Source organism: Streptomyces sp. (assembly GCF_031181705.1).
In the GTDB taxonomy this organism is placed as follows: Bacteria; Actinomycetota; Actinomycetes; order Streptomycetales; family Streptomycetaceae; genus Streptomyces.
This window is the reverse complement of the sequence record NZ_JAPSKN010000111.1, coordinates 1-19,271: the sequence shown is the minus strand read 5'-3', so window position 1 is coordinate 19,271 and position 19,271 is coordinate 1. Positions and strand designations below refer to the sequence as shown.

General features: G+C 73.4%; 18 protein-coding genes and 1 pseudogene. 10 read left to right on the top strand and 9 right to left on the bottom strand.

The features are described 5' to 3' along the window. The 4 genes from RIN80_RS20150 to RIN80_RS20135 all read left to right on the top strand — a co-directional run. The coding region (locus RIN80_RS20150; protein ID WP_309097016.1) for a serine hydrolase domain-containing protein at positions 1-547 on the top strand (547 nt) is incomplete at its 5' end. 285 nt (positions 548-832) lie between these two features. Continuing rightward, positions 833-1,627 (top strand): GntR family transcriptional regulator, encoded by a 795-nt coding sequence (locus RIN80_RS20145; RefSeq protein WP_309097015.1) that lies wholly within the window; start codon positions 833-835, stop codon positions 1,625-1,627. A 96-nt stretch (positions 1,628-1,723) separates the two neighbouring features. Further along, positions 1,724-2,080 carry a hypothetical protein gene (locus RIN80_RS20140; RefSeq protein WP_309097014.1) on the top strand — a complete coding sequence of 119 codons (357 nt, stop codon included), beginning with the start codon at positions 1,724-1,726 and terminating at the stop codon, positions 2,078-2,080. After that, a complete protein-coding gene (locus tag RIN80_RS20135) occupies positions 2,077-2,898 on the top strand; it encodes an alpha/beta hydrolase (RefSeq protein WP_309097013.1) in 822 nt (273 codons plus the stop codon). The genes RIN80_RS20140 and RIN80_RS20135 overlap by 4 nt, the downstream gene beginning before the upstream one ends. Here RIN80_RS20135 and RIN80_RS20130 read toward each other — a convergent pair. Further along, positions 2,885-3,646, bottom strand: a complete 762-nt coding sequence (locus RIN80_RS20130) for a class I SAM-dependent methyltransferase (RefSeq protein ID WP_309097012.1) — start codon at positions 3,644-3,646, stop codon at positions 2,885-2,887. The two genes, RIN80_RS20135 and RIN80_RS20130, sit on opposite strands and share 14 nt — an antisense overlap. A gap of 83 nt (positions 3,647-3,729) precedes the next feature. Between RIN80_RS20130 and RIN80_RS20125 the strand changes: the two genes are divergently transcribed. Next, positions 3,730-4,350 carry a dihydrofolate reductase family protein gene (locus tag RIN80_RS20125; protein ID WP_309097011.1) on the top strand — a complete coding sequence of 207 codons (621 nt, stop codon included), beginning with the start codon at positions 3,730-3,732 and terminating at the stop codon, positions 4,348-4,350. Here the strand turns inward: RIN80_RS20125 and RIN80_RS20120 are convergent. Further along, positions 4,332-4,931, bottom strand: a complete 600-nt coding sequence (locus RIN80_RS20120; RefSeq protein WP_309097010.1) for a PadR family transcriptional regulator — start codon at positions 4,929-4,931, stop codon at positions 4,332-4,334. The two genes, RIN80_RS20125 and RIN80_RS20120, sit on opposite strands and share 19 nt — an antisense overlap. Positions 4,932-5,000: 69 nt before the next feature. Here RIN80_RS20120 and RIN80_RS20115 point away from each other — a divergent pair, with 69 nt between their 5' ends. The 4 genes and pseudogenes from RIN80_RS20115 to RIN80_RS20100 form a co-directional block, all read left to right on the top strand. Then, a complete protein-coding gene (locus tag RIN80_RS20115; RefSeq protein ID WP_309097009.1) occupies positions 5,001-5,393 on the top strand; it encodes a nuclear transport factor 2 family protein in 393 nt (130 codons plus the stop codon). A 183-nt stretch (positions 5,394-5,576) separates the two neighbouring features. Then, positions 5,577-6,404 (top strand): class I SAM-dependent methyltransferase, encoded by an 828-nt coding sequence (locus RIN80_RS20110; RefSeq protein ID WP_309097008.1) that lies wholly within the window; start codon positions 5,577-5,579, stop codon positions 6,402-6,404. A 256-nt stretch (positions 6,405-6,660) separates the two neighbouring features. Further along, positions 6,661-7,803: a transcription termination factor Rho gene (rho, locus tag RIN80_RS20105; RefSeq protein WP_309097007.1), complete on the top strand. Its 1,143-nt coding sequence runs from the start codon at positions 6,661-6,663 to the stop codon at positions 7,801-7,803. Between the two features lie 87 nt (positions 7,804-7,890). After that, positions 7,891-8,775, top strand: a pseudogene (locus tag RIN80_RS20100) (D-alanyl-D-alanine carboxypeptidase family protein); the annotation flags it as partial. 35 nt (positions 8,776-8,810) lie between these two features. Here the strand turns inward: RIN80_RS20100 and RIN80_RS20095 are convergent. From RIN80_RS20095 to RIN80_RS20085, 3 genes are all read right to left on the bottom strand, one after another. Continuing rightward, positions 8,811-10,172, bottom strand: coding sequence for a glycosyltransferase 87 family protein (locus RIN80_RS20095; RefSeq protein WP_309097006.1), 1,362 nt, complete (start codon positions 10,170-10,172; stop codon positions 8,811-8,813). Further along, positions 10,169-11,563 (bottom strand): polyprenol phosphomannose-dependent alpha 1,6 mannosyltransferase MptB, encoded by a 1,395-nt coding sequence (mptB, locus tag RIN80_RS20090; RefSeq protein WP_309097005.1) that lies wholly within the window; start codon positions 11,561-11,563, stop codon positions 10,169-10,171. The genes RIN80_RS20095 and mptB overlap by 4 nt, the downstream gene beginning before the upstream one ends. 178 nt (positions 11,564-11,741) lie before the next feature. Beyond that, positions 11,742-12,674, bottom strand: coding sequence for a glutaminase (locus RIN80_RS20085; RefSeq protein WP_309097004.1), 933 nt, complete (start codon positions 12,672-12,674; stop codon positions 11,742-11,744). Positions 12,675-13,041: 367 nt separating this feature from the next. Between RIN80_RS20085 and RIN80_RS20080 the strand changes: the two genes are divergently transcribed. Next, the gene (locus tag RIN80_RS20080; protein ID WP_309097018.1) at positions 13,042-14,292 is read left to right on the top strand and encodes an MFS transporter; all 1,251 of its coding nucleotides are present in this window, start codon (positions 13,042-13,044) and stop codon (positions 14,290-14,292) included. Between the two features lie 144 nt (positions 14,293-14,436). On the opposite strand, the gene aspA is transcribed toward RIN80_RS20080, so the two are convergent. From aspA to RIN80_RS20060, 4 genes are all read right to left on the bottom strand, one after another. After that, positions 14,437-15,858 carry an aspartate ammonia-lyase gene (aspA, locus tag RIN80_RS20075; RefSeq protein ID WP_309097003.1) on the bottom strand — a complete coding sequence of 474 codons (1,422 nt, stop codon included), beginning with the start codon at positions 15,856-15,858 and terminating at the stop codon, positions 14,437-14,439. Between the two features lie 122 nt (positions 15,859-15,980). Continuing rightward, on the bottom strand, positions 15,981-16,997 hold the full coding sequence (locus tag RIN80_RS20070; protein ID WP_309097002.1) for an asparaginase: 1,017 nt from the start codon (positions 16,995-16,997) through the stop codon (positions 15,981-15,983). Between the two features lie 32 nt (positions 16,998-17,029). Next, the gene (locus RIN80_RS20065) at positions 17,030-18,472 is read right to left on the bottom strand and encodes an amino acid permease (protein WP_309097001.1); all 1,443 of its coding nucleotides are present in this window, start codon (positions 18,470-18,472) and stop codon (positions 17,030-17,032) included. Next, positions 18,469-19,194 carry a FadR/GntR family transcriptional regulator gene (locus RIN80_RS20060; RefSeq protein WP_309097017.1) on the bottom strand — a complete coding sequence of 242 codons (726 nt, stop codon included), beginning with the start codon at positions 19,192-19,194 and terminating at the stop codon, positions 18,469-18,471. The genes RIN80_RS20065 and RIN80_RS20060 overlap by 4 nt, the downstream gene beginning before the upstream one ends. Positions 19,195-19,271 lie beyond the last annotated feature (77 nt).

The window sequence follows — 19,271 nt, the reverse complement described above, 5'->3', positions numbered from 1 at the left end:
GGGCCGGGTGGCGGAGCTGGTCCAGCCGCCGGTCGCGCAGAGCAGCGCGCAGGCCGCCGTCCTCGCCCAGTTGGCGCCGGCGGCCGTCGCCGCGCTGACCAACCCACCGGTGGCCGCGGCCGCGGCCAACACGCCCGGCTGGCGGGCCGCCGAGATCCCCGCGGCGAACGGGCACGGCACCGCGCGGGCGGTCGCCGAGCTGTACGGCGTCTTCGCCGGGCGCGGCTCGTACGGGGGCCACCGTGTGCTCTCCCCGGAGGCGGCCGAGCGGGTGCGCGAGGGCCAGGGCAGCTGCCGGGACCTGGTCCTCGGCGCCGGGTTCCCGGCCGAGACGGAGGCGGGACTCGGGCTCTGGCTGAGCGGCCACAACGGCTCCTACGGCCCGAACCCGCGCGCTTTCGGACACGACGGCTTCGGCGGCTCCTGCGGGCTCGCCGACCCGGAGGCGGAGGTGTCCCTGGGGTACGTCATGAACCGCATGGGGCCGCACATCGCCGACGACCCACGCAAGATGGCGCTGGTCGGGGCGCTGTACAGCGCGCTGTAGAGGGCCGGGCGCGCCCCGCCGTTCCGGGGGGGCGGCGTACCGCGAGGACCGCTCCCCTCGGGCCGGTCCCGGCCGCGGCACGGCGACGCACCACACGCCGGCCTCTCCACCCTCCGGGCGCGCAGGGCGGCCGGCCGGCGCGGCCCGGCACGACGGGCCGGCCCTGCGGCATCCGGTTTCGGCCGAACCGCCCGGCCACCCTTCCCTACTGGTTTAGACCAATGCTAGATCTGGTGGCGCACCGAGCCCGCACGGCTACCGCACGTCACCGACAGGAGGCGCGGCATGGCCCGCACCACCCCGCCCGACCACCCGGCGACCGAAGGAGGGCCCGGAGAGCCCCTGTACCGGCGGATCGCGACGGAACTGCTCGGCGAGCTGCGCGACGGCACGATCCCGCCCGGTGAACGGCTGCCCGGCGAACGGCGGTTGGCCGGGCATTTCGGGGTCAGCCGGGAGACCGTACGGCAGGCGCTGGAGCTGTTGCGCCGCGAGGGCCTCGTCGCCACCGACCGCCGCGGCAGCCACGCCACGCTGCCCGGTGCGCCGACCCGGGCCCCGGCGGCGCTCACCTTCCCGGTCGGCGCCGGGACCGCGACGCCGGGCACCGTCGCCCGTGCCACCGTCACCTGGGAGCCTCCCCCGCCGGAGCACGCCGAGGCACTGGGACTGGCCCCCGGCCGCCCCACCCTGATCCATCGCTACCGGCACGCGACCGCCGACGGGCGCGGCCTGCGGACCGCCGTGACGTCCTTCTCCGCCGTGGCCCTCGCGGAGGTGGAGGAGCTGGCCCGCTACCGCGACCGGGCCGACGGCAACGCCGCCGCGCAGCTGCGCCGGGCCTACGACTGGATGCGCCGGGCCGGTCTGACCCTGCACCACCGCGACGCCATCACGCCGCTCCCGAGCACGCCGTCGGTGCGGGTCACCCGGCGGGTGCACGACCAGTACGCGCGCCCGCTGGAGATCACCGACCTCGTCGTGGACGCCCAGCAGGACGCGCTGGTCTACGAGTTCACCCTGCCGGGCCGGGCGGCGCGGCCCGCAGCCGCCGGGGCGTCACGCCGTACGCGGCCCTGAAGCGGCGGGTGAAGTGGCCGGGGCCGGTGAAGTCCCTGTCTGTCCTGGCCCGACGACCTCGGCACCATCGAGGAGGCCGACCGGCACCCCGAGGCCTTGGCCCCCAAGACGGTCGCACGGATCGCGGACCATCCGGCCGGCCTGATCGGCGCCCCGAAGCGCAGGCCGGCGATCACCGGTCACTCGTTCGGCGGACTGCTCCCACGGATTCTCGCCGGGCGGGGCCTGTCCGCGGCGTCGGTGGTCATCGACCCCGCGCCGTTCGGGGGCGTGCTGCCGCTGCCGGTGTCGCCGCGGCGCGACCGCGGAATCACGGAGACCATCGAGATGAGGGGCAGGGGCCACACCCCGACCATCGACCACGGCTGGCAGGAGGTCGCGGACACCGCCCTGGCGTTCGTAACGGCGCTTCGTCCGATCTCGCGCCACCATCCCGGAGAGGACTCCCCATGAGCTGGTTCACCACGTCCGACGGAACCGAGATCTACTACAAGGACTGGGGCGAGGGGCGGCCCGTGGTGTTCAGCCACGGCTGGCCGCTCAACGCGGACACGTGGGACCGGCAGGCGCGCCTGGTCGCCGAGCACGGTTTCCGCGCGATCGCCCACGACCGCCGCGGGCACGGCCGCTCGGGCCAGCCGTGGCAGGGCAACCACATGGACCGGTACGCCGACGACCTGGCCGAGCTGATCGAGTCGCTGAACCTAGGCGACGCGGTGCTGGTGGGCCATTCGACCGGCGGCGGCGAGGTGGCCCGGTACATCGGGCGGCACGGCACCGCCCGGGTCGCCAAGGCCGTGCTGCTGGGCGCGGTGCCGCCGCTGATGCTGCGCACCGACGACAACCCCGACGGCACGCCGAAGGACGCCTTCGACGGCATCCGCGCGGCCGTGGAGGCGGACCGCTCGCAGTTCTACTGGGAGCTGAGCGAGAGCTTCTACGGGTTCAACCGGCCCGGCGCGGCGGTGTCGGAGGGCATGCGGCGGGCGTTCTGGATGTGGAGCATGCAGGTCGGCCTGAAGGGCGCCTACGACTGCGTCGCCCAGTTCTCGGAGACCGACTTCACCGAGGATCTGTCGCGAATCGACGTACCGACGCTGGTCGCGCACGGTGACGACGACCAGATCGTGCCGATCGCCGCCTCCGCGAAGCGGACCGCGCGGCTGGTGAAGGACGCGACGCTGAAGGTCTACGAGGGCGCCCCGCACGGCCTGGTGGGCGACTTCGAGGAGGCGTTCAACAGCGATCTGCTTGCCTTCATCCGCGGCTGACCGGCCCGGCCTGCCCGGTCGGCGCGTCCGGAGTCCGGGCCACGACGAGACGCACCCGCGGGCTGCCGTCGCGTCGCCGCCCGAACTCCGGCAGGGCATGCAGTTCCACCCGGAAACCGGCCCCGGCGAGCTCCCGCCGTACGTCACCGAGCCGGAACGCGCGGTAGTACATGACGAACGGCGGCCGCCACAGCGCGTTGCGCACCCGCATCACCGTGTCGAAGCCGAGCAGCGTCCAGTAGGCGCGGGTGCCCGGGCGGGGCGGGGCGACCAGCGGGAAGGCGAACCGGCCGCCCGGCCGCAGCACGGCACGCACCTGCGCGAACAGCCCGGACAGTTCGCGGGGCAGGAAGTGGCCGAAGGCCCCGAAGCTCACCACCAGGTCGAAGGCGGGTCCGAACGGCAGCGCCCGGGCGTCGGCCCGGACCCAGGAGAGCCGCGGCCCGCCGGGCCGGATCCGCTCCCGCGCGACGCCGAGCATGCCGGCGCTGAAGTCGGCCCCGACGACGTGCTCCCGGCACAACCGCGTCAGCACGGCGGTCCCGGCGCCGGTGCCGCAGCACAGGTCGAGCCCCGTACCGAAGGGCCCCGTCGGCCGCAGTGCCGACTCGACGGCGTCGAGCACCGCGTCGGGGGTCCGGAAGGGGGTGTGGTCGAACTTCGGCGCGAGGAGGTCGTAACCGCGTTCGACGGACGACAGGGCCTGGACGGCGAGCTCGCGCACACTGGGACCTTCAGGGCTGAACATCGGCTCAGCCTAAGGGCTGCCTGCCCCCAGTCGTCGCGGAGCAGTGCGCGGGCGCCACGGGCCACCGCAGGAAGGAGTGGGCGATGACCGCACGCACGGGCCGGGTGAGCTGCGACATCACGATCTCGGCGGACGGGTACGCGGCGGGGCTCCACCAGAGCGAGGAGCGCCCCTTCGGCGACGACGGCGGGGACGGCACGGGCGCCAGGCTGCACGCCTGGATGTTCGACACCCCCGAGGAGAACCGGGCCGAGATCGACCTGCTGAACACCGCCGGGGCGTTCGTCATGGGCCGCAACATGTTCGGCCCGGTGCGCGGCGCCTGGGACCGGCCGTGGAACGGCTGGTGGGGGGAGAATCCGCCGTTCCACGCGCCGGTGTTCGTGCTCACGCATCACGCGCGCGCACCGCGGCCGATGGACGGCGGCACCACGTACCACTTCGTCACCGACGGCGTCACGGCGGCACTGGCCCGGGCCCGCGAGGCGGCCGGCGACGGCGACATCACCGTGCTGGGCGGCGCGACGACCGTCAACCAGTTCCTCGCCGCGGGTCTCGTCGACGAGCTGCGGCTGCACCTCGTGCCGTGCACGCTCGGCGCCGGCACACGGCTGTTCGACGGCGTGCCGCCGCTGGACCTGGAACAGGTGCGGTCCCGGTCCGCGAGCCTGGTCACGCACCTGACCTATCGCGTGCTGCCCTGAGCCGGAGGGCGCTGCCGCTCGTCCCGGGAAGCGCGCTGGTCGAGCACCGTCCGCACGCGCGCGCACCAGCGGAGGTTCTCCTCCTCCAGGGCGATACCCGCAAGCAAGGTGAGGTACGGGCCGACGCGGCCGGCCTCCCTCAGGTACTCCTCCTCGCCACGGCCGGCCAGGAGGCGCTCGCGGACGCGCCGGTAGCGGGCCAGCTTGCCGCGGGCCCACGCCTCGCGCTCCTCGACCAGGGCCCGGGTGGAGGCGGGGTCGGCGCCGTCCATCGCCTGGATCTTGATGAGCAGTTCGTCGCGGATCGCGGTGGGCCGCCGGGGCGGTGTGGCGGCGAACGTGTCCAGGTCCCTGCGGCCCTGCTCGGTCAGCGTGAACATGCGCTTGTCGGGGCGCCGCTCCTGCCGGACGACACGGGCCTCGATCAGGCCCTCCCCGGCCAGGCGCTCCAGCTCCCGGTAGAGCTGCTGGGGCGTGGCCGCCCAGAAGTTGGCGAGCGACACGTCGAACACCTTCGACAGCTCGTAGCCCGACGCCTCGCCCTCCAGCAGGGCGGCCAGGACGGCGTACTTGAGAGACATGTGGACACCGTATCAACCGTTGATTAATCTACTCCGCACCTACTCAACTAGTTGACCAAGGCGGTTGCGATGCAGGCTTTCCGTGAGGCGGTCGAGGCGCTCGACATGGACGCCGCCGAGGCGCTGCTGGCGCCGGACGTCGTCTTCACCAGCCCGGTGGTGTTCAAGCCGTACACCGGCAAGGCGATCACGGGGGCGATCCTGCGCGCCGTCTCCGGTGTCTTCGAGGACTTCCGCTACGTGCGCGAGATCAACGACGTGGGCGGCCGTGACCACGCCCTGGTGTTCACCGCGCGGGTGGGCGACCGGGAGATCAACGGCTGCGACTTCATCCACGTCGACGACGACGGGCTCATCGACGAGTTCACGGTCATGGTGCGCCCCCTGTCGGCGGCCCAGGCGCTCGCGGCGGCCATGGGAGAGCGGTTCGCGCGGATCGCGGAGGAGGCCCGCGCGGTGTGACAGGGCGCTCCGGGGCCCTTGCCGCGTTCCGGCGCGTGACGGACGGTTCCAGGGGCCTCGCCGCGTTCGGCGCGCGGGAGACGGCTCGCGGGACCGCTCCGGCCTCCGCGGCGCATGGCTGCTTCCCGGCCCGTTTCCCGCGTTCCTCCGCCGCCCGGGGCCCGTTCGCGGTTGGATGTCCCCATGACGTCCGCCGAGCACGACAGGCTGATGCGGGCCAACCAGGCCAACTGGGACGCCCGCACACCCGTCCACCTCGCCAGCCGGTTCTACGGCCTCGACCAGGACCTCGACCCCGAGCGCTGGTTCGCCCCCTTCGAGTGGGAGGACCTCGGCGAGCTGGCCGGCCGTGACGTGCTCCATCTGCAGTGCCATCTCGGCACGGAGACGATCGCCTTCGCCCGGCGCGGGGCCCGGGCCGTCGGGCTCGACTTCTCCGCGCGGTCCGTGGCCGCCGCGACCGGCATCGCGGCGCGGGCCGGAGCGGACGTGACGTACGTCCGGGCCAACGTGTACGACGCGGTCGAGGCCCTGGACGGACGGCGGTTCGACGTCGTGTACACCGGCAAGGGCGCTCTGTGCTACCTGCCCGACCTGGACCGCTGGGCGGAGATCGTCGGCCGGCTCCTGCGGCCGGGCGGCCGGCTGTACGTCGTCGAGTTCCACCCCCTGCTCAACTCCCTCGGCCCGAAACCCGCCCCCGGTGAGGGCCCCGAACTGCTGCTGCGCCACGACTACCTGGGCGGCGGCGGTCCCGTGCACCGCGACGCGGCCCACACGTACACGGACGGCCCCGCCGTCGAGGGCGCCACCGACAGTTACGAGTGGATGCACGGAATGGGCGAGGTCGTCAACGCGTTGACGGACGCGGGGCTCACCGTGCGCCGCCTGCGCGAAGGCGACGAACTTCCCTGGCCGCGCTGGCCGCACATGGTCCGCACGGACTCCGGCTGGTGGCGGCTCCCCGAGCCACGGATCCCCCTGCTGTACGGGCTGCTGGCCACGCGCTGAGCCGTATTCCGCTCTCCTCGCGCCCCCGGCGTGGTAGCGTGCGAAACAGCACGTGTGCTTGCCCCGTCTTGTGGGCGCCGGTGCCAGTTCTCCCCCATAACACCTCTTCGTTTCCCGGCACCACGACGTGTTCCGTCGTATTCGAGGTGCTGTTCCCCGCCGCACCCAGGCGTGCCCCACGGCCCTTCCCTCGCGGCTCTCTCCCTCCCCTTCGCATGTCTCATGCCACTCCGTCCCCGGAAAGGACACACCCCCCATGACCACCACACTCGAAAACCCGCTCGCCGGGCAGCGGAGCGCGCTCCGGACCGCTGTCGGCGTCCTCGACATCGACACGAACGGGAAGGGGCACCTGCGCGGCGACGGCCTCCTGCCCACACCCGCCGATCCCGCCGTCTCCCCCGCGCTGATCCGCCGGCACGGCCTGCGCAAGGGCGACCTCGTCGAGGGCGTGCGCGGCGACCGTGGCGGCCTGACCGAGGTCGAACGGGTCGACGGCGCCGGCAACGCCGCACTGCGCGGGCGCCGTCACTTCCGGGATCTGACACCGCTGCACCCGCACGAGCGGCTGCGTCTGGAACACCCCGCGGCGGGAGCGGCCGGACGGGTCGTCGACCTGATCGCACCGGTCGGCAAGGGCCAGCGCGGGCTCCTCGTGGCTCCGCCCAAGACCGGCAAGACCGTCCTCCTCCAGCAGCTCGCGGCGGCCGTCGCCGGCAACCATCCCGAGTGCCGGCTGATGGTGCTGCTGCTCGACGAGCGGCCCGAGGAGGTCACCGACATGCGGCGCTCCGTGCGCGGCGAGGTGTACGCCTCCACCTTCGACCGCAGCGCCCGGCAGCACATCGCCCTGGCCGAGCTCGTCATCGAGCGGGCCAAGCGGCGCGTCGAGGCCGGCGAGGACGTCGTCCTCCTCCTCGACTCGCTGACCCGGCTGTGCCGGGCGCACAACAACGCGGCCGCATCCGGTGGCCGCATCCTCACCGGCGGCGTCGACGCGTCGGCGCTGACCGGACCCAAGCGGTTCTTCGGCGCCGCCCGCACCGCCGAGGAGGGCGGTTCCCTCACGATCCTCGCGACCGCCCTGGTGGAGACCGGCTCCCGAGCCGACGACTACTACTTCGAGGAGCTGAAGAGCACCGGCAACATGGAACTCCGCCTGAGCCGCGAACCGGCCTCCCGCCGGGTCTTCCCGGCCGTCGACATCACCCCCTCCGGCACCCGCCGCGAGGAACTCCTCCTGCCTGCGCCCGAGTTGGCGGCCCTGCACGGCCTGCGCCGGGTACTGCGGAACCGCGACGGACAGGGCGCCCTGGAGACCCTCCTGGACCGCCTGCGCGAAACCCCGGACAACGCGACGTTCCTGCGACGCGTACAGCCGACACTGCCGTCGGGCTGACGGTCCCGATGCGGCATCCGGGTGCTCGCGGGCGGGCTTCGGCCCCGTCGTCGCCATGCGCGGGCCGGCCGTTTCTACGTTGATCGTATGATCATCGGATTCTCTTCCCGGGTGGCCGTGTCGGCCGGCGCGCTCTGCGTGGCGGGGCTCCTCGTCGTGATGCCCGCCGCCGCGGCCGACCCCGGCGGCGCGGAGCCCACCGCGCCGGCCGGGCCGCGGGCGGCGGCCCCGCACCCCTCGCTGCTGCACCGGCCCGGTCTGCACGTGCGCCCGCGCGCCGGAACACCCCGCCTGCCCGAGGTCTCCGCCCTGTCCTGGCTGGTGGCCGACGCCCGCACCGGCGAGGTGCTCGCCGCCCGCAACGCGCACCGCAGACTCCCGCCGGCCAGCACGCTGAAGACATTGTTCGCCCTCACGGTGCTGCCGTCCCTGCCGGCCGGCATCCGGCACACGGTCCGCGCGCAGGAACTGCGCGGCATCGGGTCGGGCAGCAGCCTGGTCGGCGTGGCCGAGGGGCGGACGTACCGGGTCGCCGACCTGTGGCGCGGTGTCTTCCTCAACTCCGGCAACGACGCCGTGCGCGTCCTGGCCGAGCTCAACGGCGGCTGGCGGGCCACCGCCGAGCGGATGCAGGCCAAGGCACGCTCCCTCGGCGCCTTCGACACGCGCGTGGTGTCGCCGGACGGCTACGACGCCCCGGGCCAGGTGTCGTCGGCGTTCGACCTGGCCGTGTTCGGCGCGGTGGGGCTGCGCAACCCGGACTTCGCGCGGTACTGCGCCACGGTCGAGGCGCGCTTCCCCGGCGGCGGCCGCTGGTCGTACCCGATCCGCAACACCAACCGGCTGCTGAGCGGCGCCCAGGGGGTGAAACCGTACCCGGGGCTGATCGGCATCAAGAACGGCTACACCAGCAAGGCCGGCAGCACGCTCGTCGCGGCGGCGCGGCGGGACGGCCGCACCCTCGTCGTGACGGTGATGAACCCTCAGGAGGGCGGTGGGTCCGCCGTCTACGAGGAGGCCCGGTCGCTGCTCGACTGGGGCTTCGGCTCGGCCGCGAGGGTCGAACCGGTGGGTTCGCTCGCGGTGCCGCGCCCGCCCACGCGCACGGAGGTGACGGCCGTGCCCGCGGCCGCGGCGACCGTGCCGAGGGAACCGGGGTCCGTCTGGACGGAGGCCGGGCTGATCGCCGGAGCGGCCGGGGTGGGCGCCTCGGTCGTGGTGCTGGTGCTGCGGCTCCCGGTGCGCAGGCCCGGACGGGGCTGACCGGCCGGCAGCCACAGCAGCAGACCGAGGGTGATCCAGGCGTAGAGGTTGCCGCCGAGGAACCCGTCGACGCCGGACGCGTCGTCGACCCACAGCCAGACCACGCTGGTGCACAGCACCGCGTACAGGGTGCCCGCGACGCGGACGTGTCCGGCCCGGAGCAGTACGGCGAAGGAGGGCAGCAGCCAGACGAGGTGGTGCACCCAGGTGATCGGGCTGACGAGGCAGGCGGCGAGGCCGGTCAGGGCGAACGCGGCCGTCCAGTCGTCCGCCGCGGCGGCCCGGCGGGCCCGCACGGCCCACACGCCGAGGACCAGCAGGACGGCCGCCGCCCACACCGCCCGGTCCGGTGCGCCGAGCCGGGCCAGGATGCCCTGCACGGACTGGTTCGAGACGTAGGCGAGCCGGCCCACCCGGTCGGTGTCCCACAGCGCCTCGGTCCAGTAGAAGCGCGAGGCGTCCGGGTCCACCAGGGCGGCCAGGGCCGTGGCGGCGAGGGCGACGGCCGTGGCGACCGCGGCGGCGCGCCACCGCCGGGCCACCAGCAGCAGCCCGATGAACAGCGCCGGCGTGAGCTTGATCGCCGCGGCGAGCCCGATGCCGGCGCCCGCGAGCCGGCCGCGTCCGGTCGCCAGCAGCGCCGCGTCGATGAGGACGAGGGCCAGGAGCAGGACGTTCACCTGGCCGAAACTGAAGGTGTCGCGCAGCGGTTCGCACAGCGCGAGCAGGCAGGCGATCAGCGCCCAGCCGAACCAGCCGAACCGCCGCCACGCCGCGCCCGCCAGCAGGCGCAGGACCAGGGCGAGGGCCGCCAGGTTGAGCAGCAGCGCGGCGGCGATCGCGGTGGGCAGGTCCAGCAGTGACATCGGCAGCATGGCGACCGCGGCGAACGGCGGGTAGGTGAAGCCGTACCTCGTCCCCGGCACGCGGTAGTCGTAGATCCGGCCGCCGTGGTGGACCCAGGCGTCGACGCTCCCGTGGTAGACGCGCAGATCGAACCAGTCGCGCAGCAGGGGCACGGTCGCGGTGAAGACGGTGACCGCCGTGGCGAGGGCGACCACCAGCAGCAGCCGGCCTCGGTCGGTGCCCGGCTGGGACGCGCTCACGCGGCGCGTCCCAGCGCCGGGGCGAGCCGGGCCTGGCGGGCCTGCCACAGCACGACGACCGCGAGCGCCCCTCCGGAGACGGCCAGCAGCAGCTGTCCCGTGTCCGCCGGACCGCCGCTGGGCAGGACGCACAGCGCGAGCACGCCGGTCACGGCGGCCGTGCGGTGGCGTACGGAGCCGCTGGGCGCGGCGGCGGCGATGAGGAACAGGCCCCACAGGGCGTACCAGGGGCGGATCGCCGGGCCGAGCGCGGCCACCGCCACCAGGCTCAGGCCCAGCGCGTACACCGGCCGCGGCCGCAGCCGGAGCCAGATCACCGCGATCGCGGCCACGGCGGCCACGATGCCGAGGGTGTGCCAGACGGGGATCGCCAGGGGCGCGAGATCACTGCCGAGGTGCTCCAGGACGGCGCGGGTGGCCCGGCCCAGCAGGGTGGTCAGGGCCCAGTTCTGCGGTGACGCCGGGGTGTCGAGGGCGGCGATCCAGCCGTATCCGGTGCCGGCGACGGCCGTGACGGCGACGGTCGTCCCCGCCGCGGCGACGGCGGTGGCCGTGAGGGCCTTCACGGCACTGCGCCCCGCGCGCACCTGCAGGACGACGACGGCGGCCAGGCCGAGCACGGCGGGTGCCTTGACCAGCGCGGCGAGCGTCACGAGGACGGCACCGAGAACCGGCCACTGGCCGAGCGCGGCGACCAGCCCGGCGCCCAGCAGGCCCAGCATGACGGCGTCGTTGTGGGCGCCGGCGACCAGGTGCAGCAGGACCAGCGGGTTGAGGGCGCCCAGCCACAGCGCGGCGGACGGGTCGGCTCCGCTGTGCCGGGCGAGGCGGGGCAGCGCGGCCGCCATCAGGGCCACCCCGGCGAGCGCGACCAGCCGCATCCCGACGAGTCCGGCGGGCAGGTCGCCGCGGGTCAGACCGGACAGGGCCGCGGCCACGGCGAGGAACACCGGTCCGTACGGGGCACCGGTGTGCCGCCAGAGCGGGGCGACCTCGTCGGCGAGCGGGCCGCCGAGGCGGGACGGTCCGTGCGCGTACACGTCCAGGTGTGCCTCGACCATGGCTCCCTGGGCGAGGTAGCTGTAGACATCCCGGCTGAACAGCGGCGGGGCCAGCAGCAGAGGGGCCGCCCAGGCGGCGAGGACGAGCAGCAGGGCACGCGGAGCGGGTGGTCGGGGACCGCGGACCAGCCGGCCGAGCAGCGCCCAGGCCGCGATCAGCAGCACGACACCGAAGTACGCGCCGACCAGTCCGAGGGCGGCGTGCGCGGAGGCCGGGTGGAGGAGGTCCCGTACGGGCAGGGCCCCGGCCGTCTCACCGCCCAGGGCGAGGCAGGCGGTTCCGGCCAGACCGAGTATCCGGCAGCGGCGGAGATCGACGGGGAAAGCCATGGCCAACACTCGGGCAGCGTGGCAAGGCGGTGTGGCTGGAAGTTGACGCGGTGCCCTCCGGGGTGCGGCCGGAGTGTGACCGGCCGGTGAGTGTGACCGGCCGGTGATCAGAACCGAGGGGGGGCGGGGGATGAAGGGTCTTCGGGCAGGGGAGGCACGTCCCTCGGAACCCCCTGCGTCAGAACACCGACAGGCCCGTCAGCGTCGTGAATCTGTCCAGTGCCGCCACGCCCGCCACCGAGTTGCCCCGCTCGTCCAGGCCCGGGCTCCACACGCAGAGGGTGCAGCGGCCCGGGACGACCGCGATGATGCCGCCGCCCACACCGCTCTTGCCGGGCAGGCCCACGCGGTAGGCGAAGTCGCCGGCCGCGTCGTACGTGCCGCAGGTCAGCATGATCGCGTTGATCTGCTTGGCCTGGCTGCGGGTGAGCAGACGGGTGCCGTCGGCGCGGACGCCGTGCCGGGCCAGGAAGGTCGTGGCGAGGGCGAGGTCGGCGCAGGACGCCGTGACGGAGCACTGGCGGAAGTACTGTTCGAGCAGGACCGGCACCGGGTTGTCGATGTTGCCGTACGACGCCATGAAGTGGCCGAGCGCGGCGTTGCGGTCGCCGTGGGCGGACTCGGAGGCGGCGACCTCCTTGTCGAAGGTCAGGTCCGGGTTGCCGCTCTCCGCGCGCAGGAAGCCCAGCAGTTCCCCGGACGCGTCGCCGGTCCGGGTGTGCAGCCGGTCGGTGACGACGAGCGCGCCGGCGTTGATGAACGGGTTGCGCGGAATGCCGTTCTCGTACTCCAGCTGGATCAAGGAGTTGAACGGGTTGCCCGAGGGCTCGCGGCCCACGTGCTCCCACAGGGCGTCGCCCTCCCGGGCGAGGTCCAGGGCGAGGGTGAAGACCTTGGTGATGGACTGCGCCGAGAACGGCTGCCGCCAGTCCCCCACCCCGTACACGGTGCCGTCGAGTTCGGCGACGGCCATGCCGAAGCTGCGCGGGTCACAGGCCGCGAGCGCCGGGATGTAGTCGGCGGCCCGGCCGCGGCCGGGGGTCCGCTCGATCTCCCCGGCGATGCGCTCCAGCACCGGCTGGAAGGTGGTCGACGGCGTCATGATCACCATTGTCCCTCCGCGCCGGTCCCCGCGCGCACGGGCCCTTGTCGCGTTATCGCGTTGTCACACCGGAGCGCCGGTGGCTACCGTGCGGGCAGCGAGTCATCCCGGAGGAGCTGAGCATGGTCGGTCGTCCGAGCGCGCGTTGACGTCGTGGCCGTCTCCGGCCTGTCATCGCGTGCCGCCTTGATCCGTGGCACGGCGAGCCCTGCTTCCCGTCCGTCACCGTCGGTGCGCCCGGTCGCGCGCCGGGTGCCGGTCCCGTCCTCGCCCCCCTGGGATCCCCGTGTCCTGCGATGTCTGCGCTGCGAACGATCCGTCCCGCCCGTGCGCACCGCACGACGCCTCCGGCGCCGGCCGGTCCGCTCCGCCCGGCCTGTGGCGGGATGCCGACTTCCGCAGGCTCTGGACCGGCCAGACCGCCTCCCAGCTGGGCGAGCACGCCTGCCTGGTGGTGCTGCCCCTGATCGCGGTGCTGACGCTCCACACCGACGCCGGCCGGCTGGGCGTCCTGCGGGCGGTGGGGCAGGCGCCCATCCTGCTGTTCTCGCTCTTCGTCGGCGCCTGGGTGGACCGGTGGCGGACCCGCACGGTGATGGTGCTGGCGGACGCCGGCCGGGCCGTGGCGCTGGGCGCGACCGTCCTGGGCGGCCTCCTCGGCGCGCTCGGGCTGCCGGCCCTGCTCGTGGTCGCGTTCGTCGTCGGGGCCCTGTCCGTGTTCTTCGACGTGGCGTACCAGACGTCGCTGGTACGGCTGGTGAGGCGCGATCAGTTGCTGCGGGGCAACAGCGCGCTGGAGGGCAGCCGGTCCGCAGCCCAGATCGGCGGTCCCGCTCTGGGCGGGGCACTGGTGTCCCTGCTGTCGGCACCGATCGCGGCGGCCTCCGGCGCACTGTTCTTCGTGCTGTCGTTCCTGTCGATCCGGCGGATCCGCCGCCGGGAACCGGTCCCCGAGTCCCGGGGACGTCCCCCTCGGATGCGGCGTCGGATCATGGCGGGCGTCCGCTTCGTCGCCCACGACCCCGCGCTGCGGGCGGTGGGTCTCGCCTCCGCCGCCTTCCAGTTCGCCTTCGCGGCCATGATGACCGTCTATCTGCTGTTCCTGCCGCGGGAACTGCACCTGTCGGGCGGCGCCGTGGGGCTGGCGCTCGCCGCGACGGGGCCGGGCGCGCTCCTCGGCTCGCTGCTCGCCGCCCGGCTGCCGGGCCGGTTCGGTCACGGCATGGTGCTCGTGTCCGCGGCGGCACTCGGCGATGCCGCGATGCTGTGGGTGCCCGCGCTGCACGGCCCCGCGGCGGTGACGGTCCCCGCGCTCGTGGCGGTCAACTTCCTGTTCGGCGCCTGCGGGCAGTTGGTGAACGTCACCACCATGTCCGTGCGCCAGGCCGTCACGCCCGACGGGATGCAGGGCCGCGTGGCGGCGACGATCACGTTCGCCGGCATGGGCACGGCCCCGCTCGGCTCCCTGCTCGGGGGCCTGCTCGCGGAGCGGTGGGGCCTGCGCACCGGCCTGCTTCTCACGGCCACCGGCCTGTTGCTGTCCCCGGCGCTGCTGGCGTTGTCCCCGCTCGCCCGCCTGGGACGGACGCTGCCGGCCCGGCCGGGGCCGGACGCGACAGACGGTTGATCGCCGGGGGGCGGTGCCGGGGCCGCGCCAGCGGGTGACGCCGGTGGCCGGCATCCGCCCGCCCCACCGGATGCGGCGACCGGCCACGCCGACCGGAGGACCGGACCACCGGACCACCGATCACGGCCTTCCGAACGGCTCCGTTCAGACCGCGGCCGGACGCTCCTCCGGCCCGCTGCCCGCCAGAACCTCCGGACGCAGCAGGGCTGCCAGGGTATCGGCGGGCAACAGGCCCTTTTCCCGTACGAGTTCGGCAACGCCCCGGCCCGTGGCGAGGGCTTCCTTGGCGATGTCGGTGGCGGCCGTGTAGCCGATGTGCGGGTTGAGGGCGGTGACCAGGCCGATGGAGTTCTCGACCGTGGCGCGCAGCGCCTCGGTGTTGGCGGTGATGCCCCACACGCAGCGCTCCGCGAGCGTCAGGCAGGCGGCGCGCAGGTGCGTGATCGACTCCGACAGGGAGTGCAGGATGATCGGCTCGAAGGCGTTGAGCTGGAGCTGCCCGGCCTCCGCGGCCATGGTGATGGTGACGTCGTTGCCGATCACCTCGAAGGCGACCTGGTTGACCACCTCGGGGATCACCGGGTTCACCTTGCCCGGCATGATCGACGAACCGGCCTGTACCGGCGGCAGGTTGATCTCGCCGAGACCGGCACGCGGACCGGAGGACAGCAGCCGCAGGTCGTTGCAGCTCTTGGACAGCTTGACCGCGATGCGCTTGAGCACGCCCGACATCTGCACGAACGCACCGCAGTCCTGGGTCGCCTCGACCAGGTTGGCCGCGGTCACCAGCGGCAGGCCGGTGATCTCGGACAGGTGGCGCCGGGCCGACTCGGCGTATCCGACGGGGGCGTTGAGGCCGGTGCCGATGGCCGTTGCGCCGAGGTTGATCTCATGCACCAGCTCGACGGCCTCGGCGAGCCGGGACCGGTCCTCCTCCAGCATGACGGCGTACGCGGAGAACTCCTGTCCGAGCGTCATCGGCACCGCGTCCTGCAACTGCGTACGGCCCATCTTGAGCACGTCACGGAACTCGACGGCCTTGTGGGCGAACGCGTCCTGCAGCGCCGACATCGCGTCGAGCAGCCCGCGCACCGCGAACACCGTCGCGATCTTGACGGCGGTCGGGTAGACGTCGTTGGTGGACTGGCCGAGGTTGACGTCCTCGTTGGGGTGCAGGTACCGGTACTCGCCCTTGGCGTGGCCGAGCAGTTCCAGCGCCCGGTTGGCGACGACCTCGTTGGCGTTCATGTTGGTCGAGGTGCCCGCCCCGCCCTGGACGACGTCGACGACGAACTGGTCGTGCAGCCTGCCGTCGCGGATCTCCCGGCAGGCGGCGACGATCGCGGCGGCCTTCTCCGGGTCCAGCAGACCGAGTTCCTCGTTGGCGCGGGCCGCGGCCTCCTTGACGGCGGCCAGGGCGTCGATGAGGTGCGGGTAGGCGGAGATCGGCGTCCCCGTGATGGGGAAGTTCTCCGTGGCCCGCAGGGTGTGCACACCCCAGTAGGCGTCGGCGGGAACGTCACGGTCGCCGAGCAGGTCGTGCTCGGAGCGGGTGGCGGCGGTCATGAGGGTGAGGGGTCCCTTACTTGAGAGGCGAGGGTGGATGAGCGCCCCGTCAGGGGCGCGGGGAACTGCGCGTTCAGCCGCGGAGAGCCCGCAGCCGCCGGACGGGGGGATCCGGCGGTTGCTCAGGCCCGGGCGGCACCGGCAAGCGGCTCCAGCGAGCGGACGGGCCGCACCCGCCCGACCTCCCGGCCACCGCCCAGCAGCGGCTCGCCCTGGAACTCAGTGAGCAGTTCCGGGTCGACACCCGCCCGGGCCAACGCCGCGGCGGTCACCGGCACACGCGCCCGGTTCGCACCATCCGCGATCTTCACCGCGACGGCCCGCCCATCGGCCAGCGCGGCGACCTGCACACCCTCGAAGCCGTCCTTGGACAACAGCCCCGGCACGGCCCGCATCAGTGCGGCGACGTCCCGCCCGGAGCCGGAGGCCATCTCCGCGTGCTCGCGCATCGCGTCGGCCACGCGGGCCTCGGGCGTGCCGGGCGCGGCCGAGACGATCCGGGCGGTCGCGCGGGCCAGGCCGTGCAGGGAGATGGCGAACAGGGGCGCGCCGCAGCCGTCGACGGTGACGCGGGCGATCCGCTGCCCGGTGAGGTCCTCGACGATCTCGGCGATGGCCTGCTGGAGCGGGTGGGTCGGGTCGAGGTAGTTCTCCAGCGGCCAGCCGTTGAGGGCACAGGTGTAGAGCATGGCGGCGTGCTTGCCGGAGCAGTTCTGGGCGAGCCGGGAGGGTAGCCGGCCGTCGCGGACCCAGGCGTCCCGGACGACCGGGTCGAAGGGCATGTCCGGGACGTTGCGCAGGTGTTCCTCGGTGAGCCCGGCGAGTTCGAGGATGCGCCGGGCACCGGCGAGGTGGCGTTCCTCGCCGGAGTGGCTGGCCGCGGTCAGCGACAGCAGCTCGCCGTGGAGCGGGAGCCCGGCCCGGGCCATGGCCACGGCCTGGACGGGCTTGATCGCGGAGCGGGGGTAGAAGGCGGCCTCGATGTCTCCGATCTGGAGCTGGACCTCTCCGTCGGCGCCGAGGACGACGACGGAGCCGTAGTGCATGCCTTCGACGATTCCGCCGCGTATGAGGTGGGCGACGGGGGCGTGGACGGGTTCACGGACCAGGGGTGCGGCCGCGAGGGAACTGCTGTGCATCACTACCTGCTTCTCTGGGAGCGGCGTGGTGGTCACGCGTCGGCTCCGGTGGTGGACTTGCGTGCGATACGGCCGCGGATGCCGAACCATCCGGCGACCAGGGCCCCGACGATCAGCGGAAGGCACAGCACCGTGGTGCGCCCCGCGCCGCCGTCGGCGTACATGAGGACCAGGACGGAGGCGAGGAACACCAGCGTCACGATCTCGGTCCAGGGAGAGCCCGGCAGCCGGTAGCCGGGACGGGTGAGCTCGCCCTTCCGCGTCTGCTGCCAGAAGAGGAGGTGACAGACCATGATCATGCCCCAGGTGGCGAGGATGCCGATCGCGGCGAAGTTCAGCACGATCTCGAACGCCTCGGCGGGCACGACGAAGTTGAGGCCGACGCCCAGCACGCAGATGCCGCTGGTGAGCAGGATGCCGCCGTAGGGGACCTGGCTGCGGCTCATCACGGAGGTGAACTTCGGCGCGGAGCCGGCCATGGCCATGGAGCGCAGGATGCGGCCGGTGGAGTAGAGGCCGGAGTTGAGGGAGGACATGGCGGCGGTGAGGACGACGAGGTTCATCACGCCGCCGGCCGCGGGGACGCCGATGTTGGACAGCACCGTGACGAAGGGGCTCTCCCCGGCCGTGTACTTGTTCCAGGGCAGCAGCATCGACAGCAAGACGACCGAGCCGACGTAGAAGACGCCGACGCGCCACATGATCGAGTTGATCGCCTTCGGCATGATCTTCTCGGGGTTCTCGGTCTCGCCGGCCGCCACGCCGACCAGTTCGACGGAGGCGTAGGCGAAGACGACACCCTGGACGATCAGCAGCATGGGCAGCAGGCCGTGCGGGAAGACGCCGCCGTTGTCGCCGATCAGGGACGGGCCGGGGCTGTGGCCGTCGACGGGGTGCTGGGTGACCAGCAGGAAGACGCCGATGCACATGAAGACGACCAGAGCGCCGACCTTGATGATCGCGAACCAGAACTCCAGCTCGCCGAAGATCTTCACCGAGATCAGGTTCACGGTGAGGACGGCCGCCAGCGCGACCAGGGCGATCACCCACTGCGGGATGTCGGAGAACATGCCCCAGTAGTGGGTGTAGGTGGCGACGGCGGTGATGTCGGCGATGCCGGTGGTCGCCCAGTTGAGGAAGTACATCCAGCCGGCGGTGTAGGCGCCCTTCTCCCCCATGAACTCGCGGGCGTACGACACGAAGGCGCCGGAGGAGGGCCGGTAGAGCACGAGTTCGCCGAGGGCCCGGACGACGAGGAAGGCGAACAGGCCGCAGACCGCGTAGGCGATGAAGAGGGAGGGACCGGCGTCGGCGAGGCGGCCGCCGGCGCCCAGGAAGAGGCCGGTGCCGATGGCGCCGCCGATGGCGATCATGTTGACGTGCCGGGACTTCAGGGACTTGCTGTAGCCCGCGTCTCCGGCGTCGACATGGCTGGAACGTTTCTGCACGCCATCGCGCAGGGACTGCTCGCTCACGCCTCGGGTCCGCCTTCCGTGGGGGTTTCCGCGCTCGGGTCAGCCGGGGTTCGCGTCCGGCTTCCGGAGGAGATGTCCGCGCGCGGGGAGCGCACGATGTCGGTGAGGGTCGTCTCGACGCGGTCGAGATGGTGGGCCATGGCCTCCACCGCGTCGTTCTCCGAACCGTCGACCAACGCCTCGACGATCGCCCGGTGCTCGCGGTTGGACTGCTCGCGGCGGCCGCCGAGCTCGTTGAGGAAGGCCGACTGACGGGCCAGCGCGTCCCTGATCTCCTCGATGACCCGGCGGAACACCGGGTTCTGGGCGGCTTCCGCCACGGCGAGGTGGAACAGCGTGTCCATGGCGACCCAGGCCGTGGTGTCGGTCTCCCGCTCCATCCGGTCCAGCAGGTGGGCCAGGTGGTCGAGGTTCTCGGGGGTGCGGCGCCGGGCCGCGTACCCGGCGACCGGGATCTCGACGTGGCGGCGCACCTCCAGCAGGTCGCTGGCCGCGTAGTCGCCGAAGGTGGGGTCCTCGACGCTGTCGGCCACGACGAAGGTGCCCTTGCCGGTCCGGGACACGGTCAGACCCATGGTCTGCAGCGCCCGCAGCGCCTCGCGCAGCACGGGCCGGGAGACCTCCAGGGTGCGGCAGAGCTCCGCCTCGGAGGGAAGCTTGTCGCCGATGGCGTACTCGCCCCGTTCGATGGCGCCGCGCAGGTGCGCCAGCACCGCTTCCATGGCACTGACGCGGCGTACGGGCTGTCCGGCTGTCCGGCTGTCTGACAGGTTCACGGGAGAGATACTCCGGTCGGCGG

Excerpts from the sequence above, each read along its gene's own strand:
- RIN80_RS20145 (WP_309097015.1), top strand. The coding sequence starts at position 833 with ATGGCCCGCACCACCCCGCCCGACCACCCGGCGACCGAAGGAGGGCCC.
- RIN80_RS20125 (WP_309097011.1), top strand. The coding sequence starts at position 3,730 with ATGACCGCACGCACGGGCCGGGTGAGCTGCGACATCACGATCTCGGCG.
- RIN80_RS20130 (WP_309097012.1), bottom strand. The coding sequence starts at position 3,646 with ATGTTCAGCCCTGAAGGTCCCAGTGTGCGCGAGCTCGCCGTCCAGGCC.
- aspA (WP_309097003.1), bottom strand. The coding sequence starts at position 15,858 with ATGACCGCCGCCACCCGCTCCGAGCACGACCTGCTCGGCGACCGTGAC.
- RIN80_RS20060 (WP_309097017.1), bottom strand. The coding sequence starts at position 19,194 with ATGGAAGCGGTGCTGGCGCACCTGCGCGGCGCCATCGAACGGGGCGAG.
- RIN80_RS20115 (WP_309097009.1), top strand. The coding sequence starts at position 5,001 with ATGCAGGCTTTCCGTGAGGCGGTCGAGGCGCTCGACATGGACGCCGCC.
- mptB (WP_309097005.1), bottom strand. The coding sequence starts at position 11,563 with ATGGCTTTCCCCGTCGATCTCCGCCGCTGCCGGATACTCGGTCTGGCC.
- RIN80_RS20085 (WP_309097004.1), bottom strand. The coding sequence starts at position 12,674 with ATGGTGATCATGACGCCGTCGACCACCTTCCAGCCGGTGCTGGAGCGC.
- RIN80_RS20120 (WP_309097010.1), bottom strand. The coding sequence starts at position 4,931 with ATGTCTCTCAAGTACGCCGTCCTGGCCGCCCTGCTGGAGGGCGAGGCG.
- RIN80_RS20135 (WP_309097013.1), top strand. The coding sequence starts at position 2,077 with ATGAGCTGGTTCACCACGTCCGACGGAACCGAGATCTACTACAAGGAC.
- RIN80_RS20070 (WP_309097002.1), bottom strand. The coding sequence starts at position 16,997 with ATGCACAGCAGTTCCCTCGCGGCCGCACCCCTGGTCCGTGAACCCGTC.
- RIN80_RS20110 (WP_309097008.1), top strand. The coding sequence starts at position 5,577 with ATGACGTCCGCCGAGCACGACAGGCTGATGCGGGCCAACCAGGCCAAC.
- rho (WP_309097007.1), top strand. The coding sequence starts at position 6,661 with ATGACCACCACACTCGAAAACCCGCTCGCCGGGCAGCGGAGCGCGCTC.